The organism is Streptomyces sp. DSM 116793, from assembly GCF_057320905.1.
The window spans coordinates 4,449,874-4,475,778 of sequence record NZ_CM170494.1 but is presented as its reverse complement, the minus strand read 5'-3'; the positions used below and the strand labels follow the sequence as shown (position 1 = coordinate 4,475,778).

Annotated in this window: 20 protein-coding genes and 1 pseudogene; 10 read left to right on the top strand and 11 right to left on the bottom strand. The window is 72.2% G+C overall.

Annotated elements, in window-relative coordinates; all coding sequences use genetic code 11:
* The 3 genes from ACSMXW_RS17330 to ACSMXW_RS17320 form a co-directional block, all read right to left on the bottom strand.
* Window positions 1–537, bottom strand: coding sequence for a DUF2269 domain-containing protein (locus tag ACSMXW_RS17330; RefSeq protein ID WP_485807525.1), 537 nt, complete (start codon window positions 535–537; stop codon window positions 1–3).
* Window positions 538–667: 130 nt separating this feature from the next.
* A complete protein-coding gene (locus tag ACSMXW_RS17325) occupies window positions 668–1,150 on the bottom strand; it encodes an NUDIX domain-containing protein (RefSeq protein WP_485807524.1) in 483 nt (160 codons plus the stop codon).
* Between the two features lie 81 nt (window positions 1,151–1,231).
* Entirely contained in the window at window positions 1,232–2,134 is a 903-nt protein-coding gene (locus tag ACSMXW_RS17320; RefSeq protein ID WP_485807523.1) for a LysR family transcriptional regulator, read from the bottom strand.
* Between the two features lie 504 nt (window positions 2,135–2,638).
* On the opposite strand from ACSMXW_RS17320, the gene ACSMXW_RS17315 reads away from it, so the two are divergent.
* From ACSMXW_RS17315 to ACSMXW_RS17305, 3 genes and pseudogenes are all read left to right on the top strand, one after another.
* Entirely contained in the window at window positions 2,639–3,760 is a 1,122-nt protein-coding gene (locus ACSMXW_RS17315) for a lipid II:glycine glycyltransferase FemX (protein WP_485807522.1), read from the top strand.
* A gap of 472 nt (window positions 3,761–4,232) precedes the next feature.
* Window positions 4,233–5,714 (top strand): FAD-dependent oxidoreductase, encoded by a 1,482-nt coding sequence (locus tag ACSMXW_RS17310; protein WP_485807520.1) that lies wholly within the window; start codon window positions 4,233–4,235, stop codon window positions 5,712–5,714.
* A 213-nt stretch (window positions 5,715–5,927) separates the two neighbouring features.
* Window positions 5,928–6,818: pseudogene (locus tag ACSMXW_RS17305) on the top strand (VanZ family protein); the annotation flags it as partial.
* A 495-nt stretch (window positions 6,819–7,313) separates the two neighbouring features.
* Here ACSMXW_RS17305 and ACSMXW_RS17300 read toward each other — a convergent pair.
* Together ACSMXW_RS17300 and ACSMXW_RS17295 are read right to left on the bottom strand one after the other, a co-directional pair.
* Window positions 7,314–8,171: an SAM-dependent methyltransferase gene (locus tag ACSMXW_RS17300; protein ID WP_485807518.1), complete on the bottom strand. Its 858-nt coding sequence runs from the start codon at window positions 8,169–8,171 to the stop codon at window positions 7,314–7,316.
* A gap of 174 nt (window positions 8,172–8,345) precedes the next feature.
* Window positions 8,346–9,314: a cystathionine gamma-lyase gene (locus tag ACSMXW_RS17295; protein WP_485808108.1), complete on the bottom strand. Its 969-nt coding sequence runs from the start codon at window positions 9,312–9,314 to the stop codon at window positions 8,346–8,348.
* Between ACSMXW_RS17295 and ACSMXW_RS17290 the strand changes: the two genes are divergently transcribed.
* Window positions 9,201–9,839 carry a pentapeptide repeat-containing protein gene (locus ACSMXW_RS17290; protein WP_485808107.1) on the top strand — a complete coding sequence of 213 codons (639 nt, stop codon included), beginning with the start codon at window positions 9,201–9,203 and terminating at the stop codon, window positions 9,837–9,839. The genes ACSMXW_RS17295 and ACSMXW_RS17290 overlap by 114 nt on opposite strands.
* On the opposite strand, the gene ACSMXW_RS17285 is transcribed toward ACSMXW_RS17290, so the two are convergent.
* Together ACSMXW_RS17285 and ACSMXW_RS17280 are read right to left on the bottom strand one after the other, a co-directional pair.
* Window positions 9,734–10,276 (bottom strand): low molecular weight protein-tyrosine-phosphatase, encoded by a 543-nt coding sequence (locus ACSMXW_RS17285; RefSeq protein ID WP_485807516.1) that lies wholly within the window; start codon window positions 10,274–10,276, stop codon window positions 9,734–9,736. The two genes, ACSMXW_RS17290 and ACSMXW_RS17285, sit on opposite strands and share 106 nt — an antisense overlap.
* 9 nt (window positions 10,277–10,285) lie before the next feature.
* Window positions 10,286–10,663: a phage holin family protein gene (locus ACSMXW_RS17280; RefSeq protein ID WP_485807515.1), complete on the bottom strand. Its 378-nt coding sequence runs from the start codon at window positions 10,661–10,663 to the stop codon at window positions 10,286–10,288.
* 104 nt (window positions 10,664–10,767) lie between these two features.
* On the opposite strand from ACSMXW_RS17280, the gene ACSMXW_RS17275 reads away from it, so the two are divergent.
* Window positions 10,768–11,088, top strand: a complete 321-nt coding sequence (locus ACSMXW_RS17275; protein ID WP_485807514.1) for a cupin domain-containing protein — start codon at window positions 10,768–10,770, stop codon at window positions 11,086–11,088.
* A 301-nt stretch (window positions 11,089–11,389) separates the two neighbouring features.
* Window positions 11,390–11,602, top strand: a complete 213-nt coding sequence (locus ACSMXW_RS17270; protein ID WP_485808105.1) for a DUF5326 family protein — start codon at window positions 11,390–11,392, stop codon at window positions 11,600–11,602.
* A gap of 60 nt (window positions 11,603–11,662) precedes the next feature.
* Here the strand turns inward: ACSMXW_RS17270 and ACSMXW_RS17265 are convergent, their stop codons facing one another.
* On the bottom strand, window positions 11,663–13,195 hold the full coding sequence (locus ACSMXW_RS17265; protein WP_485808103.1) for a YibE/F family protein: 1,533 nt from the start codon (window positions 13,193–13,195) through the stop codon (window positions 11,663–11,665).
* A gap of 678 nt (window positions 13,196–13,873) precedes the next feature.
* Between ACSMXW_RS17265 and thiC the strand changes: the two genes are divergently transcribed.
* Together thiC and ACSMXW_RS17255 are read left to right on the top strand one after the other, a co-directional pair.
* Window positions 13,874–15,697, top strand: coding sequence for a phosphomethylpyrimidine synthase ThiC (thiC, locus tag ACSMXW_RS17260; protein ID WP_485807512.1), 1,824 nt, complete (start codon window positions 13,874–13,876; stop codon window positions 15,695–15,697).
* Window positions 15,698–16,211: 514 nt separating this feature from the next.
* Window positions 16,212–17,684: a DUF4241 domain-containing protein gene (locus tag ACSMXW_RS17255; RefSeq protein WP_485807510.1), complete on the top strand. Its 1,473-nt coding sequence runs from the start codon at window positions 16,212–16,214 to the stop codon at window positions 17,682–17,684.
* A gap of 377 nt (window positions 17,685–18,061) precedes the next feature.
* Here ACSMXW_RS17255 and ACSMXW_RS17250 read toward each other — a convergent pair whose 3' ends face one another.
* The 3 genes from ACSMXW_RS17250 to ACSMXW_RS17240 all read right to left on the bottom strand — a co-directional run bounded on the left by ACSMXW_RS17250 (window position 18,062) and on the right by ACSMXW_RS17240 (window position 22,275).
* Window positions 18,062–19,045, bottom strand: coding sequence for a hypothetical protein (locus ACSMXW_RS17250; protein WP_485807509.1), 984 nt, complete (start codon window positions 19,043–19,045; stop codon window positions 18,062–18,064).
* Window positions 19,046–19,238: 193 nt separating this feature from the next.
* Window positions 19,239–20,288, bottom strand: a complete 1,050-nt coding sequence (locus tag ACSMXW_RS17245; RefSeq protein ID WP_485808101.1) for a metallophosphoesterase — start codon at window positions 20,286–20,288, stop codon at window positions 19,239–19,241.
* 865 nt (window positions 20,289–21,153) lie between these two features.
* The gene (locus ACSMXW_RS17240) at window positions 21,154–22,275 is read right to left on the bottom strand and encodes a LacI family DNA-binding transcriptional regulator (RefSeq protein ID WP_485807508.1); all 1,122 of its coding nucleotides are present in this window, start codon (window positions 22,273–22,275) and stop codon (window positions 21,154–21,156) included.
* A gap of 695 nt (window positions 22,276–22,970) precedes the next feature.
* Here ACSMXW_RS17240 and hisC point away from each other — a divergent pair.
* Together hisC and ACSMXW_RS17230 are read left to right on the top strand one after the other, a co-directional pair.
* Window positions 22,971–24,059: a histidinol-phosphate transaminase gene (gene hisC / locus ACSMXW_RS17235; protein ID WP_485807507.1), complete on the top strand. Its 1,089-nt coding sequence runs from the start codon at window positions 22,971–22,973 to the stop codon at window positions 24,057–24,059.
* Between the two features lie 268 nt (window positions 24,060–24,327).
* Entirely contained in the window at window positions 24,328–25,854 is a 1,527-nt protein-coding gene (locus tag ACSMXW_RS17230) for a cytochrome ubiquinol oxidase subunit I (RefSeq protein WP_485807505.1), read from the top strand.
* Window positions 25,855–25,905: the final 51 nt, after the last annotated feature.

Here is a 25,905-nt window from a genome sequence, read left to right as displayed (position 1 = left end):
TCAGGCTGTCGGACGCAGCACCGTGACGTCCACCGGTTTGTGGGCACGGGACCTCAGCTTTCGGCCACGCTTGGTCAGCCCCCAGGGCTTCAGCACCGAGATCGCCGTCATAAAGCCATAGGTGGCCAGGGCGACCGAGGGGGCGACGACGAGGTCCGACGCCTTGGTGACCGGCTGGCCCGCGATCGCCTGCTGAGCGGCTCCGGTGATCTCCGGCCGGAGGGCGAAGATCGTCAGCCCGGTGGCGGCGAGGGTCATCCAGAACTTGGTGTAGACCCAGCGGTGCCGCGCCAGCCCCCAGGGAGTGCCGAGCGAGAGCACCACGCCCGACGCCAGGCTCAGCAGGGCTATCGGGATGTTCAGCCAGTCGGCGAACACCTTCATCGAGCGGTACGACGCCTCCGCGACCTCGGGGGAGCCCGAGGTGGCCGCGGTCACGCCGAGCGCCAGCAGCCCGAGCGTGAGTCCGAGCCAGCCGACGGAGGAGACGGTGTGGACGACGAGGAGGGCCCGGCGGGGCCGGCGTTGGAGTCTCATGTCCGCCACGGTGCCGGGCGGGAGCCCCGCCCGGCGTCTGACGGAGGGAGTAACCGGACGTACTAGCGTCGGCGTAGGCCCGTTGTGTCCGAGACCTTCATCGCCCCCATGGCTCAGCCGCCCGCGCCCCTTACCCCAGGTCAGGCGCGTGCAGCGCCCGTACCCCCTCGATATTGCCGTCGAGGTAGTGCCGCAGCGAGAGCGGGACCAGGTGGACGGAGGCGATGCCGACCCGGGTGAAGGGCACATGGACGATCTCATACTCCCCGCAGGGAGCGTCGACCTCCGGGCCATGCCGCAGGGCGGCGTTCATGGACTCCAGACGGCAGACGAAGAAGTGCTGCACCTTGACCCCGGTGGCGCCGCCGTCCTCGCCGATGTGCTCCACGGTGTCGACAAAGCAGGGCACCACATCGAAGATCTTGGCGCCGAGTTCCTCGTCCACCTCGCGGTGGAGGGCATCGATCACGGTGGCGTCTCCGGGCTCCACCCCGCCGCCGGGGGTCACCCAGTACGGGTCGACTCCGGGTTTGGTCCGCTTGATCAGGACCAGATCATCGCCGTCGAGCAGGATGGCGCGTGCGGTGCGTTTGACCACGGGTCGGACGGTCATGGGAGGAATGTGGCCCGGCATGTTCCACGTGAAACATCCCGGAGCGGACCGGTCGCGGCTCCAGAGCGGTCCGGCCGCGGGTCAGTCCCAGTCAAGCGCGGCCCGGAGCAGCCACTCGTGTGCCCGGTTGATGGGGGGCAGTGCAAGGGTGCCGGTGCGGACCACAAGGAAGTAGGTGCGCAGTGGCGGCACCGGCGGGTTCAGCAGCGCCACCACCTCGCCGCGCTCCAGTGCGGCGGCACAGAGATAGCGAGGCAGGACGGCTAGACCGGCGCCGGAGATCACACAACTGAGCACGGCCCGCAGGTCCGGCACGATCACGGTGCCGGAGGCGGCGGGCAGGCAGTCGAAGACCTCGGCCCAGTACCGGCTGACCAGCGGCAGGGACTCATGGACCTCCACCACCGGCATGTCCTCGATCGCAAGGGCACCCTTCATCCGGAGAGTGCCCGGAGGGATGCGGGCCGCCCAGCGGGGGGCCGCGACCAGAACGTGCTCCTCGTCGCAGAGCGCCGTCGCCGTGAGCAGCGCTCCCCGGGGGCGGGCCGTGCTGATGACCAGGTCGTACCGACCGGCGGCAAGCCCCTCCAGTGACTCGTCGGCATGCCCGAACGACGCACGCAGCGCCATCCGGTATCCGTCCTCGGGCAGCGCCGTCAGGGCAGGCAGGGCCCGCTCCGCGACAAACTCCGGAGGGCCGTTGAGATGGAGGGTACGCAGCGGCCCCGCGTCGTCGAGTCCGCTCTCCGCGATCTCCATCAGCGCGTCCAGGTGCGGCGCCGCCTTGTGGGCAAGCTCGTCGCCGATGGAGGTGGGCGTGACCCCGCGCGCCTGCCGCAGGAAGAGCGGACGCCCCAGTTGCCGTTCCAGCGCCTGGATCTGCGCGGTCACCGCCGGCTGAGAGAGCCCCAGCAGCGCGGCGGCCCGGGTGAGGGAACCGGCCCGGTGCACCGCCACAAAGGTGCGCAACAGGGCCAGATCCATATCGAAACCCACCCTCCCCACCATGAACCGCGGAACGATAAATAAGTCGATAGCCCTCTGCCAGTAGGGTGATTGGACACTGACAGAGAGTCAACTAGCCTGTTTTATACGGTTCTCCGCGCGGAGACCCAGGGGGACACACGGCCCGAGCCACGAGGGGGGAGGCTCGGGCCGTTCGACGCGTCTCGCCCCGCCGTCCGGGGGACCGGGGACGACGGGGGCCGGGGATGCGGCCGGAGGGAGGAGACTGCGGTCCGGATCCGGGTGATGGGTGCGGTGCGGCTGTCGGAGTGAGGGCGGGGGCGGAGGCTGAGGCGAGGGTGAGGGCAGGGTCGGGTGCGGCGCGGGCCCGGGGCGGGCCGACCGGGTGCGTTCGGTCGCCCGGGTGGAGTACGCCCGGGGCCGGGCCGGAACGCACGCCCGCGGGGCTCCATAGGCTTGCGGTGCGCTGAGCGCCGGCAGCTCATACGCTGGCGGTGCGCCGACCGGAGGAGTGCGTGCCGCATGGGCCTTCGTCTGACACCCATCACTCGTGAGCAGCACCTGGCCTTCGTCAGGTCCCGGCCCTCGGCGAGCCATCTGCAACTCCCGTCCTGGGCCGGTGTGAAGCCGGACTGGCGGGCGGAGAGCCTGGGATGGCTGGACGACGACGGTCGGCTCCTCGGTGCGGGGCTGGTCCTCTTCCGCCCGCTGCCCGGCATCGGGCGCTCCCTCGCCTACCTGCCCGAGGGGCCGCTCATCGACTGGTCCGCGCCCGGCCTGGACCGCTGGCTCGATCCGCTGCTCGCCCACCTCCGGTCACGGGGTGCGTTCGCCGTGCGGATGGGCCCGCCCGTCGTCACCCGGCGCTGGGACGCGGAGACGGTCAAGGCCGCGCTGGCCGATCCGGGCGCCAAGCGGCTCTCCGACGCGAAGCCCACCGCCCACGACCCGGCCGCGGCGGCCGTCGCCGACCGGCTGCGCGCGACGGGCTGGCGGGACACGGGGGCCGGCGACGCGAACGGCTTCAGCGCGGGGCAGCCCCGCCATGTGTTCCAACTGCCGCTGGCCGGCCGGACCCTGGACGAGGTCCGGCAGGGCATGAACCAGCAGTGGCGCCGCAACATCAAGAAGGCCGAGAAGGCCGGGGTCAAGGTGGTGCAGGGCGACCGGGACGACCTGCCGGCGTTCTACGAGCTGTATGTGGAGACCGCCGCGCGCGACGGGTTCGTCCCGCGCCCGGCGGCGTACTTCCAGCGCATGTGGACGGCGCTGACCGCCGAGGACCCGGGCCGGATGCGGCTCTACCTCGCCCACCACGAGGGGGATCTGCTGGCGGCGGCCACCATGCTGACCGTCGGCGAGCACGTCTGGTACTCGTACGGGGCCTCCACCGCCCGTAAGCGCGAGGTCCAGCCGAACAACGCCATCCAGTGGCGGATGCTGTCGGACGCGCACGAGCGCGGCGCCGCCGTCTACGACCTGCGCGGTATCACCGACACCCTGGACGAGGACGACCACCTGGCCGGCCTGCTCCGCTTCAAGGTCGGCACCGGCGGACAGGCCGTGGAGTACCTCGGCGAGTGGGACTACCCCCTCAACCGCCTCCTGTACCGGGCGTTCCAGCTGTATATGTCCCGGCGCTGAGGCGCGTCCTCCGGCGCGGGGTGCGGTTCCCCGGTGCCGAGGCCTTCCCAGGGCGCTGAGTGGTCCTGCGGTGCTGGGCGCGAGCCGATGTCGGGGCGTCCGTCGGCGCTGGGGCGTGTGCGCCGCGGTTCGACGTGCTCCGGTTCCCTGCGGTCCGTTTACGCTCCGGTCCCGCACGCCGGCTTCCGTACGCCGACTTCCGCGCACCGGGCACGTCCCGGGATCCGGGGGCACGTCCCGGGATCCGGGCATGTCCGGGGACCGCCTTTCCTTGCCAGGCTCCGTCCCGGAAGCTCCCCGTCCCGGAAGCCCCCCGTCCCGGAAGCCCCCGTCCGGAAGCACCCCCGCGCCCCCGAACCGCCCGTGGCCGAGACCCCCGCGGCCGAACCGCTCGTGGCCGAAACCGCCACCACCCACACAGAGAGACGACATGCCGCTTGACCCGCCCCCGGCCGGCTCCCAGCCTGCTGGCATGGCGCAAGGAACCCACAGCGCGGGTACGCGCACGCACGCCGTCGTGCTCGGCGGCGGACTGGCGGGAATGCTGGCCGCGGCCGCCCTGGTCCGCCACCTGGACCGGGTCACCGTCGTGGAACGCCACCCCCTTCCCGACGGCCCCGACGCGCGCAAGGGCGTGCCCCAGGCGAGGCACGCCCATCTGATGTGGTCGGGCGGCGCCCGGGCCGCCGAGTCGCTGCTGCCGGGCATCACCGAACGGTGGCTCGCGGCCGGCGCGAGGAGGGTCGGCGTCCCCGACGAACTGGTCCTGATGTCCGCTCATGGCTGGGCCCGCCGCTGGCCGTCGATGCAGTACCTCGTGGCCTGCAGCAGGGACCTCCTCGACTGGGTGCTCCGCACCGACGTCCTCGCCCACGACCGGATCACCCTGGCCCCGCCCGGCCGGGCCGTCGGCCTGCTGGGCGGCGCCGCCCGTGTCACCGGCGTGCTCGTGCGCGACGAGGAGAGCGGCCGGGAGACGGAGCTCGCGGCCGACTTCGTCGTAGACGCCACCGGACGGGGCTCGCAGGCCGGGCGGTGGCTGACCGGGCTCGGGCTGCCGGGCGCACCGGAGGTGACCGTCGACTCCGGCCTCGCCTATGCGACCAGGATCTTCAGGGCTCCCCCGGCCGCCCCGGCCGACTTTCCGCTCGTCAATGTGCAGGCCGACCCGCGGGTGCCGAGGCCCGGCCGGACCGCCACCCTGGTCCCCATCGAGAACCGCCGCTGGCTGGTCACCCTCTCCGGCACCCGGGGCGGCGAACCGCCCACCGACGCCTCGGGGTTCGTGGACTTCGCACGCGGTGTGCGCCACCCCGTCGTCGGCGACCTCATCGCCCACGCGGAGCCCGAGGGCCCGGTGCACGGCTCGCACAGCACCGCCAACCGGCGCCGCTGCTTCGAGCGGCTGCCGCGGTGGCCGGACGGCTTCGTCGTCCTCGGTGACGCGCTCGCCAGTTTCAATCCGATCTACGGCCACGGCATGTCCGTCGCCGCCCAGGGCGCCGTCGCCCTCCACCAGGGACTGGCCCGCCACGGCCGGCGGCCCGGGACGGCGCGCCGCATCCAGCGGGCCGTCGCACGCACCACGGAGGGCGCCTGGTCGATGGCCACCACGCAGGACGTCCTCTACCCGAACGCCATCGGCGCACCGCCCACCGCTTCCGCGCGCCTCCTGCAACGCTATGTGGACCGGCTGATGGCCGCAGCCGGCGACCGCCCCGCCGCGGCGGCCGCCCTCTACGACGCCTTCACCCTCTCCCGGCCGATGACCCGCCTGGTGTGGCCGCGGGCCGCCGTCGCCACTCTCCTCGGCCCCGCCGGCCCGGCCCCCGAGACGCCACCCCTGGACGCCGCCGCCCTCGCCCTCACCCGTCCCCTCTCCGCGCCGCCACCCGACGGGCACGACGGGCACGACGGTTCCCCCGCGGCCCCCGGTGGCTCACCCGGCACCTGACGCGCTGTCGGACGGCCCTCGGACGCCCCCTCACACGCCCCTCGGACGCCCCTCACACGGCCCTCGGACGCCCCCTCACACGGCCCTCGACGACTCCTCACCGCGACCCTCGGACAACCCCCTCACGCGGCCCTCGCGGCCCGCGATCGGTCCCGCGACTCCCCAACCCGCCTCTATACACTCCATGTATACACCTCATGTATAGTCACTCTCATGACAGCCGCGTACGTACTGCCGATCAAGACGGCCGCCGCTCTCTTCCCGCTGCTGGCCCTGGTGCTGTTCCTGCCGACGGCCGTCGTCCTCTACCGGCGGCACGGCGTGCTGTGCCGGTGGCGTGCGCTGTCCCTGTGCGGCTTCCTCTACTACGCGGTCACCGCCGTCTGTCTGACCGTCGTACCGCTGCCCAGGCGGACGCCCGGGATGTGCCGGACGTTCGCGCCCGTCGCCCACCCCCAGTGGGTCCCGGGCAACACCTTCGGTGACATATGGAAGGAAGCGCACCACAAGGTCACGCTGGACGCGCTGGTGCTGCACAACCCGGCGGTCGCGGGAGCGGTCTTCAACCTGGTCATGCTGCTGCCGCTGGGCGTCTTCCTGCGCTACCACGTCCGCCGCGGGATAGGGGCCGCCGCGGCGGCCGGCTTCGGCGCCTCACTGTTCTTCGAGCTCACCCAGGGCACCGCCCTCTGGGGCGTCTACCCCTGCCCGTACCGCCTCTTCGACGTGGACGACCTGCTGATCAACACCGCGGGGGCGGTCGTCGGCTGGCTCCTCGCCGGACCTCCGACGCGCCTGCTGCCCACGATGGAGACGCTGGACGAGCGTGTCCTGGCCCGTCGCCCCGTGGCCTTCGGCCGGCGGCTCACCGCCCTGGTGGTGGACCTGCTCGGGGTCGCGTGCGCGACCGCGTTCGGTGTGCTGGCCATGGCGTACGACGGTCGCGGCGGGGCGGAGAACGTGCTGCGGGTGCCGCTCGTGGTGTTCACGCTGTGGTTCGTGCTGCTGCCCTGGCTGACCGGGGCGACGCCCGGCAAGCGGCTGCTGCTGCTCAGGCTGGTGACGGCCGACGGCGACCGGCCCGCACCCTGGCGGCTGGCCGTGCGCGCGCTGGTCCTCGGCGTGGTCACCCTGCCCCTGCTGGCGTCCGGCGCGGCGCTCCCCACCGCCCTTCTGTACGACCCGTCCCTGCCCAGGGTGCTGGACAGGGCCCGGGAGGCGGGCACCGGTGACGCGCTCTACCTGGTGGCCCTCCACCCCGCCCAGACCCTGCTCACGGTGCTGCTGCTCGGCTCACTCGGGGTGTACGCGGTGATGACGCGGCGCCGCTCCGGAGGGCTCGGCATCCACGAGGTGGCCTCCGGTGTGCGGAACGAGGCGCTGCCGCACGCCCGCGCTCTCCCCAGCGCCCGCGCCCTCCGCGGTGCCGCACGCCCCGGTGCCGCACGCCGCCGTGACGCCCGTCGCGTGGACGCCGGACGGCTCAGCGCCCACAGCCGTGCCGGCCGGCCCGGGCCCCGCCCCGTCCGCGCTTGGCGCCCCTGCCCCGGCGGGCACGGTCCCAGGGGGTGCGCGTCTAGCGGCCCAGGGGGTGCGCGTCTAGCGGACCCGCCCCACGCCGGCGTACATGTTGACGTCCTCGTCGGGCGCCACGTTGCCGGGCTCGGGTTTCCAGCGGTTCATGGGCACCACGCCCGGGTCGACCATCTCCAGGCCGGTGAAGAGCCCCTCGACCTCGCTCCGGGTGCGCAGGAACATCGGCACGTCGCGCCGGGTGTACTCCTCCGCCATGGCGGTCACCTCGTCCGGGGTGAGGTCGGCGGTGGCCGTGGTCAGCGCCAGGTAGCTGCCGGACGGCAGCGCGGCGGTCAGCTTCCGCACCAGGCCCTCCGCGTCCTCGACGAACTGCAGCATCGCGATCACGGTGACGCCGACGGGACGGCTGAGGTCCAGCGTGCGGCGGAGCTCGGGGGCGTGCAGCACCTGCTCGGGGGAGCGCATGTCGGCGTCGATGTAGGCCGTGCGCCCCTCGGGGCTGCTGGTGAGCAGGGCGCGGGCGTGTGCCAGCACGATCGGGTCGTTGTCGACGTAGACGACATGGCTCTCCGGGGCCACCTCCTGCACCACCTCGTGCAGGTTGGGCGCGGCCGGCAGGCCCGTGCCGATGTCGAGGAACTGGCGGATGCCGGCCTCGGCCGCCAGCCAGCGGGCCATCCGCCGCATCGTGTCGCGGTTGATCCGCATGCTGGTGGCGAGCTTGGGCCAGGCCGCCAGCAGGGCGTCGGCCGCGGCCACGTCGACGGGATAATTGTCCTTGCCGCCGAGGATGTGGTTGTAGACACGCGCGGAGTGCGCCTTGCCGGTGTCGATCCGGGGAGTACCGGGCGCCGGCGGCGCGGCGTCGCGTTCCCCCGCTTCCCCGTGCTCGACCGGGTCCGCTGAGTCGTCGTGCTCCATGGGTTCTCCTGGCGGTTGGCGGCGGGCCGTCGAACCGCCCCGGACGGCGGTTCGACGGCTCCTCGGACCCCATGCTTCCCCATGGCCCCACGCTTCCCCAAGGCCCCGGCGGACGGCTTTCCCGAGGCGCCGCCGGACCGCTCCCCCGAGGTACCCGGCCCCCGCCGGACCGGGTCAGCCCGCTGCGGCGTCCAGCGCCCGCAGGACGTCCCGTACCAGGTCGGCGGTGTCCTCCGCGCCCGCGGAGAACCGGATGAAGCCCTCCGGTACGGCGTCGCCGCCCCAGCGTCCGCGGCGCTCGGCGGTGGAGCGCACCCCGCCGAAGCTCGTCGCGTCGTCGACCAGGCGCAGCCCGGCCAGGAACCGTTCGGCACGCGCGCGCGTGGGCAGCGTGAACGACAGCACGCACCCGAAGCGCCGCATCTGCCCGGCGGCCACCTTGTGCGCGGGATCGCCGGGCAGTCCCGGGTAGCGCAGCCCCGTCACGTCGGGCCGTCCGGCAAGGGCCTCGGCGAGCGCGAGGGCGTTGGCGTTCTGCCGCTCCGCCCGGAGCTGGAGCGTGGCGAGCGACCGGTGCGCCAGCCAGGTCTCCATCGGCCCCTGGACGGCTCCCGCGATCTTGCGCCAGCGCCGTACCGCGGCCATCAGCCCGGCGTCGCGGCCGGCCACGTAGCCGAGCAGCACATCACCGTGGCCGGTGAGCTGTTTGGTGCCGCTGGCCACCGAGAAGTCGGCGCCCAGCTCCAGCGGGCGCTGGCCGAGCGGCGTGGCGAGGGTGTTGTCGACGGCGACCAGCGCCCCGCCCGCGTGCGCCGCCGCCACGAGGCGCCGGATGTCGCACACGTCGAGACCCGGGTTCGAGGGCGTCTCCAGCCAGAGCAGTCGGGCCCCTTCCAGCACGCCGAGCTGGGCGTCGCCGCCGGTCGGCGCCGTGCGCACCTCGATGCCGTACGCGGTGAGCTGCTCGGCGATCAGGGGCAGCGCCTGGTAGCCGTCGCTCGGCAGGACCACCGCGTCGCCCGCGCGCAGCTGCGAGAAGAGCACCGCGGAGGTGGCGGCCATCCCGGACGCGAACACCAGTGTCTCGACGCCCGCCCCGGCGGGCGCGCCGGCTCCGCCCGCCTCCGCGGCGCCCGCCTGCACGGTGCCCGCCTGCACGGTGCCCGCCTCCGCGGTGCCCGCCTGCACGGCGCCCGCCTCCGCCGGAACCCGTGGTGCCTCCAGCTCGCCGATGGCCTGCTCCAGGCGCGTCCAGGTGGGGTTCTCGTCCCGCCCGTACGTGTACGGGCCGGTGGGCTCGCCCGGCAGGTGGTAGTGGGCCGCGAACACCGGGCCGGGGAGCGCGGGCTCGTACTTCTCGGGGGCCGGCAGCCCCGCCCGCACCAGCCGTGTGCCGTCGCCCGCGGCCGGCTCCGGAGCGCCGGGGCCACCGGTACCGTGCGCGTCGCCCTGTCCGCCCGAGCCGTTCGCGCCGCCCACCGAACCGTTCGCGCCGCCGGTGCCGTCCGCGCCGGCCCGCCCGGAGCCGTGCCGCTCGTTGTCGTCGCCCACGCGCGCGTGCGTCATGCCGCCCTGCCCTCCACCGCCTCGGCGACGGCGGGGAGCAGACCCTCACAGGCCGCCTCCACCATCTCCAGGCAGTCGTCGAAACCGTCGATACCCCCGTAATAAGGGTCGGGCACGTCCAGATCGTCACCGGCGGCGGGGTCGTACGAGCGCAGTAGCCGCACCTTGCGGGCGTCCGCCCCGGTCGGCGCGAGGGCCCGCAGTTCGCGCAGGTGACCGGAGTCCAGGGCGATCACCAGGTCCAGCCGGGCGAACCAGGACGCATGGAACTGCCGTGCGATGTGATCGCTCTCGTATCCCGCGGCCGTCAGCACGGAGACGGTGCGCGGGTCCGCGCTGTCCCCCTCGTGCCAGCCGCCGGTGCCCCCACTGTCCACCTCGACGAGCCCGGTGAGCCCCGCCTCGTCGATCCGGGTGCGGAAGACGGACTCGGCCATGGGCGACCGGCAGATGTTGCCGCTGCACACGAAGCACACCCGGTACGGGCGCGGGGTGGGGTCCGATGGCCGTGCTGTCTGAGATGTCCCCGACGTCGTCATCGTCCGCCCTCAGTCCTCGTCGGGCAGGACGAGGTGCAGCGCCCAGGAGACGACCGAGACGATCAGGCCGCCCAGCACCGCCGTCCAGAAGCCCTCGACGTGGAAGCTCACGTCCAGCGTGCCCGCGACCCAAGAGGTCAGCAGCAGCATCAGGGCGTTGACCACGAGAGTGATCAAGCCCAGGGTGAGTATGAACAACGGGAACGTGAGTACCTTGACGATCGGCTTGACCACGACGTTCACCAGGCCGAAGATCAGCGCGACGATGATCAGCGTGAGCGCCTTGCCACCGGTGCTTCCCCCGCTGAGGGTGATCTTGTCGAGCACCCACACCGCCACGGCGAGGGCCGCCGCGTTGGCGATCGTCTTGACTAGGAAATTCTTCATGTGTCTGATCGTGGCAGACGCGGCAGACCAGCTGGGACGGATCGTGAGCAGGGCCACGGGGGCGCAAGGGCGCCTCACGCGGCGGACGAGGGGCGGACGGGGCGATGCAGGAATTCCGACTGGACGAGCTGGACGCGGAGCGTGCCGCGAACAACGGGGCGTACCTGCAGTTCCTGCGCTCCAGGAACATGTCCGCCGGGCTCTACGCCCTCGACGCGGGTGCCCAGGACCCACAGCAGCCGCACCGGCAGGACGAGATCTACTTCGTGGTGAGCGGCCGCGCCTCCCTCACCGTCGGCGCGGAGACCACCCAGGTCGCCCGCGGCAGTGTGGTCCACGTCCCAGCCGGGGTGCCGCACAAGTTCCACCACATCAGCGAGGACCTGCGGGTCCTGGTGGTGTTCTCCCCGCCGGAGGGTGCCTGACCTGCGGTTTCGCGCTGGTGGCGGCGTGGCGTGTACGGCGCCGGCTCCGGCACCGGGCTACGGAGCCGGTACCGGGACCGGGCTACGGAGCCGGCGTCCCGCTCCCGGCGGAGGCGGAGCCCCGGATTCCCTAGGGGACGGGTCAGGGAAGGACAAGGGCCGCGGAGACGCCCGTTATGCCTCCGGGCCGCTTAGCATCGAAGGCACGAACAGCGTCGGTGCGCGAGCACCGGGCCGAGCGGTTCCCGGAGAGACCGGGGCCGTGCCGGCCGGAGAGCTAAGGACGGTAAGGACGATGGCGGTGCGTGGAATCTTCGCGGGCGTGCCCTGGTGGCTCAAGTGGGTCGTGGTGCCGGTCATCGCCCTCTTCGTGTTCGGCGGGCTGATCGTCGGCATCCTCTCGTTCCTGATAGGGCTGCTCTTCAAGGTGCTCATCTTCGTCGCGGTCGTGGGCGCGCTCCTGTACGTGGTCCGGAAGTTCATGTCGAACAAGTCCTCGCACGGCGGGTGGTGACCCGGGCCCGCCAGCCCCTCGGGGGACGCCGGCCCCTCCGGCTCTCCGGTCCTCTCCGGTTCACCGGTTGTGCCTGCGCCGGTGGCCCCGCCCGCCCCGCCCGGGACGGTCGTCGCCCGCCGCCGGTACGCCGTCCGCGGGCACCCCGGGCCCCGGCACCCGCCCGGTGGACGTTCCGGTGCCCGCGCCCACGGCCGCCTCCGCCCCCGAGTCGGTCCGGTCGGCGGAGACCACCAGCGCGGCCAGCGCGGTCGTCACCGGCACCGACGCCACAAGACCGATCGACCCCACCAGCGTCCGGACGATCTCCTCGGCCACCAGCTCGCTGTTGGCGACCTGGGCCACCCCGCTCCGCGCGATCGAGAAGAGCAGCAGCAGCGGCAGGGCCGCGCCCGCGTAGGCCAGCACCAGCGTGTTGACGACCGAGGCGATGTGGTCGCGCCCGATCCTGATGCCCGCCCGGTACAGCCCCCGCCAGCCCATCGTGGGATCCGCCTGGTGCAGCTCCCACACCGCGGAGGTCTGCGTGACCGTCACGTCGTCGAGCACGCCCAGCGAGCCGATGATCACGCCCGCCAGCAGCAGGCCGCTCATGTCGATCGACGGATACAGGCCGTGGATCAGCCCCGTGTTGTCGTCGGTGTTGCCCGTCAGCGCGGACCACCCGATGAAGAGCGAGCCGAGCACCCCGATGAGCAGCAGGGACACCAGCGTGCCGAGGACGGCGACGGACGTGCGCGCGGTCAGACCGTGGCACATGTAGAGCGCTATCAACATGATCGCGCTTGCGCCGACCACGGCCACCAGCAGCGGGTTCGCCCCCTGAAGGATCGCCGGCAGGACGAACTGGTTGAGCACCAGGAAGCTGACGGCCAGCGCGACCAGCGCCGTGACGCCCCGCAGCCGGCCCACCACGACCACCGCCAGCGCGAAGATCCCGGCGAGCAGCGCCATCGGGAACTTCCTGTCGACATCGGCGACCGAGTACTGGAGGTCCTTCGGCGCGTCGGGCGCATACGCCACCACCACCTTCTCCCCCTGGTGAAGCTGGCGCGGCGCGTCCGGCTGGACGATCTCCGTGAAGGTGCGTCCGGTGTCCTTGCCCGTGGTGACCCGGACCGTCGCCTTCCCGCAGGTTCCGTTCTTCTCCTGCTGGGCGGAGCTGCCCTCGGCGGTCGAGGTGTCCCCCGTGGGCGACTCCCCGGAGGCGTTCACAGACGCACAGCTCACCTTGTCGACGCGGGCCACCACCGCCTGCTGGGTCTGCCGGTCGAAGCCGACGCCGGTCCGCTTGTGCGGTGGCGCCCCGCCCGGCCAGAGCGCCACCATGCCGACCGCGACCGCCACGGTGAAGGGGATCAGGATGGCTGCGATCACCTTGCGCAGGTGGCGGGAGACGGGGGCGGCGGGGCCATGACTGTGGGTGTGCCCATGGCCGTGGGCGTCCGGCGAGGCGATGCGGGAGTGGTCGCCGGAGTGGTCATGGGCGGCCGGCGGGTGACCCTGCGGGGTGCGTGTGGTGTGTGGGCCGGTGCGAGTGGCGTGTGGGGCACCCGGGGCACCCGGGCCGGGTGCGGGGTCCGGGACGGGCAGGGCGCCCGTGTCGTAGGGGGTGCCCGGTACCTGCGTGGCGCCCGTGTCGTACGGGATGCGCGAGGGGCCTGTGTCGTAGGGGTCTCTCGGGACCTGCCTGACACCCGTGTCGTACGGGTCTCTCGGAACCTGCGTGGCATCCGTGTCGTACGGATCACGCCCGTACGAACGTCCGCCCCCGCCCCGGTCGTCGTACCCGCCCGATCCCTCGTATCCGCGCGACCCCTCGTACCCGCCGGGCTCCTCATACCCGCCCGACCCCTCGTAGCGGCCGTAACCCGGGTATCCCTCATACCCCTCGTACCCGTCGCGGCCATGCCCCTGACCTGCGGGTTCCGACCCGGGGCCGGGGTGGCCGCCGGGTCCTGGACGGGGCTTACGCCCCGGCGGCGGCGGGGGAGACGGCTGCATGCTGGTCACCGACCGATCTTCGCAAGTACTCGCTCGTGGGCGTGGGCCCTCTGTTCAGCGTGCCCGGCATGACGCTAGCGTGGATGCACCTTTGCACACGCGGGAGCTCGGAGCACCGGGCTGAGAGGGCGCTGAATCTCACACACGGGACATGTGCTGTATGCGTACGAATGTACGCATCTACGGATCCAGGTCCCGTCGTCGTGGAGTGGCTGCGTCGACCGCCGAACCTGTTACCGGGTAATGCCGGCGTAGGGAGTAGGTCTTATGACCAGTCAGGATGCACACACGCCTGCCGCCACCCCGACCACGTCTTCCCCGTCTCCTGACCAGGAGAACGGAAAGCCCGTCGGCTGGCACAAGGCGTATCTGCCGGGTCCAGAGGGGTCGCACCCCGATCTGCGCGTACCGGTCCGTGTGGTGCACCTCACCAACGGAGAGTCGGTCACGCTGTACGACACCTCGGGCCCGTACACCGATCCGGCCGTCGAGACCGACGTCCGCCGGGGTCTGCCGCCGCTGCGGGAGAACTGGATCACGGCGCGCGGGGACACCGAGGAGTACGCGGGCCGTCCGGTCCGCCCCGAGGACGACGGCATCAAGCACACCACGCCGCGCGGTGGGCTGCGCAATCTCGACGCGGTCTTCCCGGGCCGGCCGCGCAGGCCGCTCAGGGGCCGGCCGGGCGTCGCGGTCACCCAGCTCGCGTACGCGCGCCGGGGCGAGATCACCCCGGAGATGGAGTACGTGGCCGTCCGGGAGAACATGAGCCCCGAGGTGGTGCGCGAGGAGATCGCGGCGGGCCGCGCGGTGCTGCCCGCGAACATCAACCATCCGGAGTCCGAGCCGATGATCATCGGCAAGCGGTTCCTGGTGAAGGTCAACGCCAACATCGGCAACTCCGCGGTGACCTCCTCCATCGAGGAGGAGGTGGAGAAGATGACCTGGGCGACCCGCTGGGGCGCGGACACGGTCATGGATCTCTCCACCGGCCGCAACATCCACACCACCCGTGAGTGGGTGCTGCGCAACTCACCCGTCCCCATCGGCACCGTCCCGCTCTACCAGGCGCTGGAGAAGGTCGACGGCAAGGCGGAGGAACTCACCTGGGAGATCTACAAGGACACCGTCATCGAGCAGGCCGAACAGGGCGTGGACTATATGACGGTGCACGCGGGCGTGCGCCTGTCGTATGTGCCGCTGACCGCGAACCGCAAGACCGGCATCGTCTCGCGCGGCGGCTCCATCATGGCCGCGTGGTGCCTCGCGCACCACAAGGAGAGCTTCCTCTACGAGCACTTCGAGGAACTCTGCGAGATCCTGGCGGCCTACGACGTGACGTACTCGCTCGGCGACGGCCTGCGGCCCGGCTCCATCGCGGACGCCAACGACCGGGCGCAGTTCGCGGAGCTGGAGACCCTGGGCGAGCTCAACAGGATCGCCAAGCGGCATGACGTGCAGACGATGATCGAGGGCCCGGGACACGTCCCGATGCACAAGATCAAGGAGAACATCGACCTCCAGCAGGAGATCTGCGAGGAGGCCCCGTTCTACACGCTCGGCCCGCTGACCACCGACATCGCACCCGCCTACGACCACATCACCTCGGGCATCGGCGCGGCGATGATCGGCTGGTGGGGCACGGCCATGCTCTGCTACGTCACGCCGAAGGAGCACCTGGGCCTGCCCAACCGCGAGGACGTCAAGACCGGCGTGATCACCTACAAGATCGCCGCCCACGCGGCGGACCTCGCCAAGGGCCACCCCGGCGCCCAGGACTGGGACGACGCACTCTCCGACGCCCGGTTCGAGTTCCGCTGGGAGGACCAGTTCAACCTGGCCCTCGACCCCGACACGGCCCGCGAGTTCCACGACGAGACACTCCCGGCCGAGCCGGCGAAGACGGCGCACTTCTGCTCCATGTGCGGGCCGAAGTTCTGCTCGATGAAAATCAGCAAAACCATCACATCACGCTTCGGCGGCGATGCGGTCGAAGGCGCCACCGAAGAGGAGATCACGGAAGGGATGCTCCAGAAGTCGCGGGAGTTTGCCGCGGCGGGGAACAGGGTGTACCTGCCGTTGGCGGAGTAGGTCCAGGTGAGCGCCGGCCCAGGGACTCCTCAGGGGCCCTGGGCCGGCGGCAGCTCCTTGCTGACCGACCAGTTCCCCGGGGAAGAACCCGATCGCCATCTCCGCGCCATCGCCTGACGTGTAAGGCGAGTCTCCGAAACGCCTGAACTCACCTTCACGGGCCTCGACAAGGACTGTGAGGGCGACGCGGGTCCCTGCATATGCGCGCACGCGCTGGAGTTGCCCACCATTGTTTTCGGTGGCAAGACGACCGGTCGGTGATCGACCACAAGGCTCCGCGACAACTGATCGACCGCGCAGCGTGGAGACGCCCCGGGCGTGAGTCGCACACCGCGGCCGGCCGAGGAGAGCGCGGAGATCGTCGTGCGCATGGCGACCATGGGGCGGGACGGTTCCACGGGGACGTTCCAGGAGCCCCCGGGGGGCTTGCCTGGTGAGGCGGGCCCGTTGTCAGTGGGTGGGGTTACGTTGCCTGTACGTGGCTGGTGGATGCCGATCGAGGGGGAGGGCGCAGGTGGCCGGGGTGGGGTCGATGGTGGCGGTGTCGTACGGGGAGGGGTGGGATCTTGCGGCGCGTTCGGTGCTGCGGCCGCTGACGCGGGAGGGCGCGGTGGCCCGGGACTCGGCCGGGCTGCCCTATGTGGTGGTGTACCGGCGGCCCGGGAGGGCCGCTCCGGTCGAGGTACGGCTGGTCGCGTGGCGGGACCACTACGTGGGCGTGTGGGGGTACGACGAGCTGGGCCGCCGTACGCAGAGCATCGACCTGCGGCTCCTGGACGGCGACCGGCTGTTCCACCGCGAGTCCAGGAACTGGCTGTACACCTCCTCCGGCATGCCCGAGTTCGACCCCGAGTGCCCCCGCAGGACGCTGCGGCTGTCCCCGGACGGGAAGGGCACGTCCTCCTGGGAGCCCCGGGGGGACCGCGGCGACCGGATCGACACCGCCCCCGAACTGCCCGGCGGCCAGCGGTGGCTGGACCGGCCCCCCTTCGGCGGCTGGCCGCTGCTCTCCATGGAGGGGCAGGGGCTGGGGGAGGGAGTGACGTTCCAGGACGCGCAGGCGCCCGGCGGGGGTGCGGACGTGCCCGGCGGGGATGCGGACGTGTCCGGTGCCGTCGGCGAAGGGCCGGGCGGGGGTGACGGGACGGCCCGGAGCGGTGCAGGCATACGTGGTGGTGCGGCTGGTGGTCCGGCTGGTGGCGCGCCCGGTGGCGCGCCCGGTGGTGTGGACGCCGGCGCGCCGGGTGGTGCGGCAGGTGACGCGGCTGATGGTGCGGCCGACGGCGCGGTCGGCGGTGTGGCAGGTGGCGCGACCGGGGCGTGGCGGCCGCCTCGGCCCGCGCACCCCGGTCCGCTGGGCGCGCTGTTCCTCGCCGGTGCGCGGTTGGCCGATCCCGACGATCCCGACGGGATGGAGAGCACCGTCCTGGAGCCCCGGGAGTGCGGGAAGCTCCGCGTGCCCAGCGGCTGGCTGGCCGTCGCGGAGCCCAGCCTCGACTTCCTCGACGAGCCTGACATCACGGTCGCCATACCGCCGGGCGAGTACCTGCTCGAAACGGCGCGCGTCACGGTGCGGGGCCGCGTGGAGACCCCCGCGGTCCGGCTGCGGGTGAGCGACGCCGCCCCGGTGTCCTGGGAGATGGCCGTCGGCCCGGGCGACGACATACGGCTGCTCGGCGAGGGCGAGGCGTACGGCTTCGGCACGGACGGCGCCACGGGCTGCTTCGCCGATGCAGGGGCCTGGGAGCCGCTGGTGCGGCTCTTCGAGCGCGCGATGGTCGACGACGACCCGGACGCCGGAGAGGATCTCGACGACCCCGGCTACCTTCTGCGGACGACCGACGAGGACACCGGCGCCGATCTGGTCGCCTTCTACACGGTCGCCGACGGCCTCTTCCCCGTCTGGGTGGGCCGCTCGGCTTCCGGAGACGTCGTCTGCGTCGATGTGAAGGTGGACTGCTTTCTGCCCGAGCTCACGGTGCTCTGACGCGGAGGTGCGCCCGGGTACCCGGATCCGGTCGCGGGCGTGCCGGTGGGCCGATTACCCGGATGTGCCGGTGCGCCGGGGATCGGATCCGGTCGCTGGCGTGCCGGTCCGGAGCCGCGGACGCGCGTACGCCGGTTCGGAGCCAGGTACTCAGGGGTGCCGGTCTGGAGCCAGGTACGCGGGGGTGCCGGTTCGGAGCCGCGGACTCGGGGGTGCCGGTCCCCGCCTCGTACTCGGCTCTGCCGAGTTCGCACGGCGTACCGGGTCTCCCGGTGCCCGTCGCATCCGTGGCCCACCTCCCGGGGTGATCCCCGGCGCCCGGGGCACCCGGTCAGCGCATCCTGGCCTCCCGTCCCTGGCCTCCCGTCCCGGGCCGCTCACTCCGGCTGGTGCTCCGGGCCCCCGAAGTCGGGGCTGGTGAAATCGGGGCTGCTGTAGCGGGGGCGGGCGGCCGTGGTGCCGGTCTCGGGGCTGCTGAAGCCGGGGCGGTGGTAGCCCAGGTGGGGCATGCGGCCGGTGTGCTCCGCTTCTGCGGGCTCCGCGCCGCCCCCCGCCGCGGGGCGGCGTTCCCGCAGGGCCTCCTGGAGGAAGGGCCGGATCCCGTGCTCCAGCAGGGCCCGCTGCCAGGCCTCGCGGGCCCGCCGCACCTCCTCGTCGAGCTGGTCGCGGTCCTCGGCGCGCACGGAGGTCGAGCCGTTGCGCAGCGCGGTCAGCAGCAGGCCCGCGGCGGCGACGAGGATGGCCGCCGCGGTGAGCGCGGCGAACACCCATCCCGTGGTGCGCAGCGTCTGCGCGAACGCCGGCTCCGGGCCGACCATCTTCAGCGCATAGCCGACCAGCAGGAAGATCAGCGCGGCGGCTCCGGAGAGCAGAGGCGCGAGCACCGCGAGCACGGCGGCGAGTCCCGCGCCCGCGGGCTCGCCGGGTTCGGCGCCGCCGCGCGCGAAGTCGCCCAGGGCACCCGCGTCCTGAGCCGCTTGGCCCGCTTGACTCACCTGTCCCGCGCGGCTCGCTCGGCCCGCTTGCCTCGATGGGCTCGCCTTGCTGGCTTGGCCCGCTTGGCCCGCTTGGCCCGCTTGGCCCGCTTGGCGCGCGCCGCGGCGCACGCTCGCCGCCCGGGATGCACGGGTGGTGCGCGCGGGAGCGCGTAGTTCGCCGCGCACCCTTACATAGTGCTGGTACTCGGCGGCGGCCGCGGCCGTTATGAGGGCCGTCGCATCGAGTGCCATGGTGCGCAGCTGCCCGGCGGTGAGCGCCTCGCCGGCGACGGTGAGGTCCCGGCGGTGTGCGCGCAGCGCTTCGTCGAGGATCCGCTCGTAGTCCCTGCGATCCTCATTGAGCAGGTGTGGAGCGATGTTCATCTGCTTCCCCCGATGCTCCGTAGGACGTGGGGCCTGCTGGGACGCGGGCCGCGGGCAGAGACGGAGGGGGCCCTGCTACGGATGAACAGATGGTAGAGCGGTCACGGCGCACGGTGACAGGGGGTTTCCGAAAATTGCCCCACTGGCCAGGGCGATCCCAGGACCGCCAGGGGTCGAACAGAGGATCGGCCGGTCAGGCGGGCAGGGGAAGCGGGCAGACCAGCAGCTTTCCGGCCATGGTCACTCCGCCGTCCATGGCGATGGCCAGCCCGTCCGCGTACACATGGGGCCCCTCGACGACGGGTCCCGCGGTCTCCTCGCCGTCCTCGGAGCCGACCTCGCCCAGCAGGTACGGGATGGGGCTGTGCCCGTGCACGATCCGGCTGCCGCCGTAGGTGCTCAGCAACTCGCGTACGGCCTGGGGGCCGTTGTCGTCGCGGAAGGCGAAGCGCTTGGTGAACTTGCGGAAGAGGTCCCAGCACTCGTTGGCGTCGTTGCGCGTGAGGGTCTCGCGGACGGTGTCGTTCACGGCCTCGATGGAGTCGCCGTAGTCGAGGTAGGCGGTGGTGTCGGAGTGCACCAGCAGGTGGCCGTCCTCCTCCTCCATCGCGTCGAGGCGGGCCATCCACTGCAGGTGGTGGTCCTGGAGCCGGTCCATGTCGGTCTTCTGCCCGCCGTTCAGCAGCCACGCCGCCTGGAAGGTGGCGGTGCCGGCGCCGGAGTTGACGGGTGTGTCCCCGAACCGCTTCGCGCCGAGCAGCAGCAGTTCGTGATTGCCCATCAGCGCCTTGCAGTAGCCGCCCGCGGCGGCGGCCTCCGCGGACAGCCGCATGACCGTGTCGATGACGCCGATCCCGTCCGGCCCGCGGTCGGTGAAGTCGCCGAGGAACCACAGGCGCGTGTTGCCGGCGATCCACTGCCCCTCGGCGTCGATGATGCCCTGGGCGCGCAGCGCCGCGAGGAGTTCGTCGAGGTAGCCGTGCACATCGCCGACGACGAACAGCGGGCCGGGGCCGTCCGGACTGCCCGGCACCGGTGCCGGGCCGGAGGCGGGGGCGGGGGCGACCGGCACCTGAAGCGTGTCACCGCGGTTGATGACAGGCAGGTCGCGCTGGGTGGGGGTGTATCCGTCCGGTTCCTCGACCGCCCCGGGTGCCCCGGGCGCGTCGAAGGACGCGGTGGTGGTGGGCGGCACGGGGGCGCCGGGGGCGTGTTCCAGTGCGCCGCGGCCCGGGCCGGGCACGGTACGGAAGGCGCTGGATGCGGGAGCGGCAGGGGTGCCCGGAGCGGCAGGAGTGTCAGGAGTGGGGAGGGCGGCCTGAGCGGACGCGACGGACGGGTCCACGGCGCCGGGCGCGGGACGCGGGAACTCCGGCGGGAGGGGCGGGAGCTGCACTGCGGCCGGCGCCAAGGGGTCCTCGGCAAGCGCATCGTCGCCGTACTGTCTGCCGCCGGCGTGCTCTCCCGCGCCGTCGGCTCCCGTCCGGGGGCCGGGCGCCGGACGGCCGGTGAGGACCGTCACGGCGTCTCCGGGCCGGACGGCGGCGGGTTCCTCGTCCGCGGGACCGATGCCGCGCACATACGCGGGTACCCGGAAGTCGCGTAGCGTCGCCGTCCGCATCACGGGTCCCTGACCGGCCCCCTGAGTCATCGACCCCTCCACCACCATCGCGCCGCAACTGCACCGGATCGGACTGCCTGGTCGCAGCGGCCCGCGGTGTCGTCCGCCCATCATAGGAATGCGGCTCGCGCTGTGTGATGACCTAGGGGTGGTGAATCGGGACCTGACGCCGTTTCACCGAGCCTTTCGCCCGAATTATCCGCTCGTTTCCGCTGAGTTTTCCTTGGTCCTTCCTCGGACTCCACGCCGGACGTCCTCGGACTCCACGCCGGACGTCCTCGGGGCCCGCCCGGAGCCCGTCCTCCTGTGCCGCCGGTGCCGACCCCGCGTCCCTCCGCGGGTGTTGCCCGGCTCCACGTCCCCAGGACCGCCGGCGCACGCCGGGGACCCGGAGCCTGGGGGCCTGGGGACTGCGGGGCCCCAAACGGACCGCGAAACCCCGGAGGACCGCGACTCCAGAAGACCGCGGAGCCCCGCCGGGGAGCCGCTAGCCCTGCCCCGGCGACCGGGGCGGGCTCACCGTGGTGCGCGGCGGTCGCCGCTGGGACGAGCTCCGCACGATCAGCTCCGTCGGTATCACCTGCTCGACCGGCTGCCCCGAGTCGATGCCCTCGATGGCGTCGATGAGGAGCTGGACGACGGCCGTACCGATCCGGCGGGGCTTCAACGAGAGCGTGGTGACCGGCGGTTCGGTGTTGGCGTACACCATGGACTCACTGCAGCAGATCAGCAGCAGGTCGTCGGGCACGCGCAGACCGTACCGGCGGGCCGCCGCGAGCAGGTCGGTGCCGTTGGGGTCGAAGAGGCCGTACACCGCGTCGGGGCGGTCCGGGCGCGCCAGCAGCCGGTCCGCGGCGTCCGCTCCGGCGCGCGGGTCGTGCGCCGGGTAGCTCTCGTACACCGGGTCCTGCCCCATGCGCTCGCACCACCGCAGGTAGGCGGTGGTGGAGAGGTGGGTGTACGTGTCCGTGGAGGTGCCGGTGAGCAGGCCGATGCGGCGGGCGCCGGCGTCCGCGAGGTGGTTGAGGATGCCGGTGACGGCGGCCTCGTGATCGTTGTCGACCCAGGCGGTGACGGGGAGCTGGCCCGCCGGGCGCCCGTCGGAGACCACTGGTAATCCCTGCCGGACCAGCTCCGTGACGACCGGGTCCTTGTCGGACGGGTCGATGACGACGGTGCCGTCCAGGGCGACGTTCGACCAGACGTCGACCGGGCTGCGGCGGGAGGTCGCGGGGAGGATCACCAGCGCGTAGCCGCGGGCGAGCGCGGCGGACGTCGCGGCCCTCACCATCTCGGCGAAGTACGCGAACTCCGTGAAGGTGAAAGGTTCATCCCCGTACGTGGTGACGGTCAGGCCGATGAGCCCGGACTTGCCGGTGCGCAGGGTGCGGGCCGCGGCGGACGGCCGGTAGCCGAGCCGGTCGGCCACCTCCCGCACATGGCGGCGGGTGGCGTCAGGAAGCCGCCCCTTGCCGTTGAGGGCGTCGGAGACGGTCGTGATGGAGACACCGGCCGCGGCGGCCACATCTCTGATGCCCGCCCGCCCCGGTCGACGCGCCCGACGGGCGGCCTCCGCCCGGCTCACCTGGTGCTTCCCTGCTGCTGTCATGGCGAGCCGATAGTAGGGCTCACGGGGTGGGGTGGCGCGGCCGTCCAGGCATGCATTGACAGGCACGTTTCTGCATGGCGGAAGGGGTTTGATCGCCTTGGAAAGGAAGGGCAGGCAGAGGATCAGGGACTATTGGTTTGCTCTTGGCCCGCATAAACCTGCCAAATGAGCCATGTTTCGAAGAGGTCTCAACTCACCTTGACGAGCGATGCGTGCAAGGGCGCAAACAACCGGCGCGCGCCGTTCCGCAAAACGCGCCCCCCGGTCCGTCCGGGGCCGGGTCTCGGGAGATCCGCATGCACGGCGGAGGGGGAGCGGGTGGCCCTCGGCGGGACCATCGGCCTTTGCGGCACGGCCTGTTGGGGGCACGGCCTGTCGGGGCACGGCTCGTTGGGCACGGCTCGTTGGAGCACGGCCTGTTGCCGCACGGCTCGTTGGGGCACGCCCGTTGGGACGTCGCCCGGCGGGGACATTCGCGGGGGAATCCTGTCTTGTGACGGATTTCGCCCGTGGGGTCATCGCCCGTCGGGACATTCGCGTTGGGGCCTCGTCCCGTGGCGGGCCACCGCAAGGTGAGGGCGAAAGCCCGGTGCGCCGGCTGAGTTATCCACAGGCCATTCGCTGCCGGTCGCCTTCCTCTTATGGTGAGCAGTGTCGAAGCCGGCGGTCGCCGGGTGCCCGTGAGGAGGACAGCGGTGAGCGATACGTATCCGAAGCTGCGCCCCGAGTTGGAGGGGATCCCCACCTACAAGCCGGGCAAGCCGGCGGCCGCCGCGGCCCCTCAGGCCCCCGCCGCCTACAAGCTCTCGTCGAACGAGAACCCGTACCCCCCGCTCCCCGGCGTCATGGAGCGCGTGATGGCCGCGGCCGACTCTCTCAACCGCTACCCGGACATGGTGTGCACGCACCTGACGAGCGAGTTGGCCGAGCGCTTCGCCGTCCCGGTCTCGCATGTGGCGACGGGCACGGGCTCGGTCGGCGTCGCCCAGCAGCTCCTGCAGGCCGCCGCCGGCGCGGACGACGAGGTGATCTACGCCTGGCGTTCCTTCGAGGCGTACCCGATCATCACGCGGATCAGTGGTGCGAGAGCGGTGCAGGTCCCGCTGACGTCCGGCGAGGTGCACGACCTCGACGCCATGGCCGGCGCGGTCACCGACCGCACCCGCCTGATCTTCGTCTGCAACCCCAACAACCCCACGGGCACGGTGGTTGCCCGCGCCGGGCTGGAGCGCTTCCTCGACCGGGTGCCGGACGACGTCCTCGTGGTGCTCGACGAGGCCTACTGCGAGTTCGTCCGCGATCCACAGGTGCCGGACGGCATAGAGCTCTACCGCGAGCGGCCCAACGTCTGCGTCCTGCGCACCTTCTCCAAGGCCTATGGGCTCGCGGGCCTGCGGGTCGGGTTCGCCATCGCGCACGAGCCGGTGGCGGCGGCGCTGCGGAAGACGGCGGTGCCGTTCGGGGTCAGCCAGCTCGCCCAGGAGGCGGCGGTCGCCTCGCTGCGCGCGGAGGACGAGCTGCTCGGCCGGGTGGGTCTCCTGGTCGACGAGCGCACCCGGGTGGTGGACGCGCTCCGCGCCCAGGGCTGGACGGTCCCCGAGACCCAGGCGAACTTCGTCTGGCTCCGCCTCGGCGACCGCACGGAGGAGTTCGCCGCCGCCTGCGAGGAGATGGGCGTCGTGGTCCGGGCCTTCCCGGGCGAGGGCGTCCGCGTCACCGTGGCCGAGACCGAGGCGGACGACCTGTTCCTCCAGACGGCGGAGGCCTTCCGCAAGAAGGGCTGAGCCCGCCCCGCCCTCGCCGGGTGCCCCAGGGCGGGGATCCGGCGTCCTCCGGTGCCTCACCAGGGCGCGGGGCCGTGCACCTCGACGGGCCTCGCGCCCTCCCGGATGCGGCCCCGTCGGTCCCCTACGTCCCGAAGGGGACCCCCCTGAATCCTCCGCCATGTGAGTGAGTCATAATGCTTGTGAATGTGAACGCGTTCACAAGCACATCCGCTTGATCCTGTTATCGCACGATCAAGGCGGCCGGATCGACCAAGGAGAGGTCGACGTGGACATGGCTCTGGCGCCGGAGACCCTGGCGCGCTGGCAGTTCGGCATCACCACCGTCTACCACTTCCTCTTCGTTCCCCTGACGATCTCGCTCGCCGCTCTCACGGCGGGCCTGGAGACCGCCTGGGTGCGGACGGGGAACGAGAAGTACCTCAGGGCGACGAAGTTCTGGGGCAAGCTCTTCCTGATCAACATCGCGATGGGTGTCGTCACCGGCATCGTGCAGGAGTTCCAGTTCGGCATGAACTGGTCGGATTACTCCCGCTTCGTCGGCGATGTCTTCGGTGCTCCCCTGGCGTTCGAGGCCCTGATCGCCTTCTTCTTCGAGTCGACCTTCATCGGCCTGTGGATCTTCGGCTGGGACAAGCTGCCCAAGCGGCTGCATCTGGCCACGATCTGGATGGTCGCCCTCGGCACGGTGCTCTCCGCCTACTTCATCCTGGCGGCCAACTCCTGGATGCAGCACCCCGTCGGCTACCGCATCAACAAGACCACGGGGCGCGCGGAGCTCACCGACTTCCTCGCCGTGCTGACCCAGAACACCGCCCTGGCGCAGGCCTTCCACACCCTCGCGGCGTCCTTCGTCACCGGCGGCGCTTTCATGGTCGGCATCGCCGCCTACCACCTGGCCCGCCGCAGGCATGTCCGGGTGATGCGGACCTCGCTCCGGCTCGGCCTGGTCACCGTCGTGATCGCCGGGCTGCTCACCGCCGTCAGCGGCGATGTGCTCGGCAAGGTGATGTTCAAGCAGCAGCCGATGAAGATGGCCTCCGCCGAGGCCCTGTGGGACGGGCAGCGGCCGGCGCCGTTCTCCCTCTTCGCCTACGGGGATGTGCAGAAGGGCCACAACACCGTCGCCATCGAGGTGCCCGGCCTGCTGTCCTTCCTCGCCGACGACAGCTTCCACTCGTACGTCCCCGGGATCAACGACGTCAACAAGGCCGAGCAGCAGAAGTTCGGGCCCGGTGACTACCGGCCGAACATCCCCGTCGCGTTCTGGGGGTTCCGCTGGATGATCGGCTTCGGCATGGCGTCGTTCGCGCTGGGCACGGTCGGGCTCTGGCTGACCCGGAGGAAGTTCCTGCTGCCGCAGCGGCTGCGTACGGGCGAGGACGACGTCCCGCACCTGGTGCCGTTCCGGACGCCGCTCGGCTCCCGGCTCACGGGCTGGTACTGGCGGGCCGCCACCTGGACGCTGGCGTTCCCCCTGGTCGCCAACTCCTGGGGCTGGATCTTCACCGAGACCGGCCGGCAGCCCTGGGCCGTCTACGGCCTGCTCCAGACCCGGCAGGCCGTCTCCCCCGGGGTCTCCCAGGGTGAGGTGCTGCTCTCCCTGTCCGTCTTCACCGCCCTCTACGCGGTGCTGGCGGTGATCGAGGTCCGGCTGCTCGCCACGTATGTGAAGGCCGGGCCGCCCGAGCTGACCGACGCCGACCTCGACCCGCCCACCCGTATCGGCGGTGGGCACGACGGTCCCGACCACCCCGATCACGACCCCGACAGGCCGATGGCCTTCTCGTACTGAGGCCAGGACCTGCACCACCGAGCACCGAGCACCGAGAGCCGAGGAGCGCGG

Coding starts and splice junctions, on each gene's coding strand:
- ACSMXW_RS17330 (WP_485807525.1), bottom strand. CDS start 537: ATGAGACTCCAACGCCGGCCCCGCCGGGCCCTCCTCGTCGTCCACACC.
- ACSMXW_RS17325 (WP_485807524.1), bottom strand. CDS start 1,150: ATGACCGTCCGACCCGTGGTCAAACGCACCGCACGCGCCATCCTGCTC.
- ACSMXW_RS17320 (WP_485807523.1), bottom strand. CDS start 2,134: ATGGATCTGGCCCTGTTGCGCACCTTTGTGGCGGTGCACCGGGCCGGT.
- ACSMXW_RS17315 (WP_485807522.1), top strand. CDS start 2,639: ATGGGCCTTCGTCTGACACCCATCACTCGTGAGCAGCACCTGGCCTTC.
- ACSMXW_RS17310 (WP_485807520.1), top strand. CDS start 4,233: ATGGCGCAAGGAACCCACAGCGCGGGTACGCGCACGCACGCCGTCGTG.
- ACSMXW_RS17300 (WP_485807518.1), bottom strand. CDS start 8,171: ATGGAGCACGACGACTCAGCGGACCCGGTCGAGCACGGGGAAGCGGGG.
- ACSMXW_RS17285 (WP_485807516.1), bottom strand. CDS start 10,276: ATGACGACGTCGGGGACATCTCAGACAGCACGGCCATCGGACCCCACC.
- ACSMXW_RS17280 (WP_485807515.1), bottom strand. CDS start 10,663: ATGAAGAATTTCCTAGTCAAGACGATCGCCAACGCGGCGGCCCTCGCC.
- ACSMXW_RS17275 (WP_485807514.1), top strand. CDS start 10,768: ATGCAGGAATTCCGACTGGACGAGCTGGACGCGGAGCGTGCCGCGAAC.
- thiC (WP_485807512.1), top strand. CDS start 13,874: ATGACCAGTCAGGATGCACACACGCCTGCCGCCACCCCGACCACGTCT.
- ACSMXW_RS17250 (WP_485807509.1), bottom strand. CDS start 19,045: ATGAACATCGCTCCACACCTGCTCAATGAGGATCGCAGGGACTACGAG.
- ACSMXW_RS17240 (WP_485807508.1), bottom strand. CDS start 22,275: ATGACAGCAGCAGGGAAGCACCAGGTGAGCCGGGCGGAGGCCGCCCGT.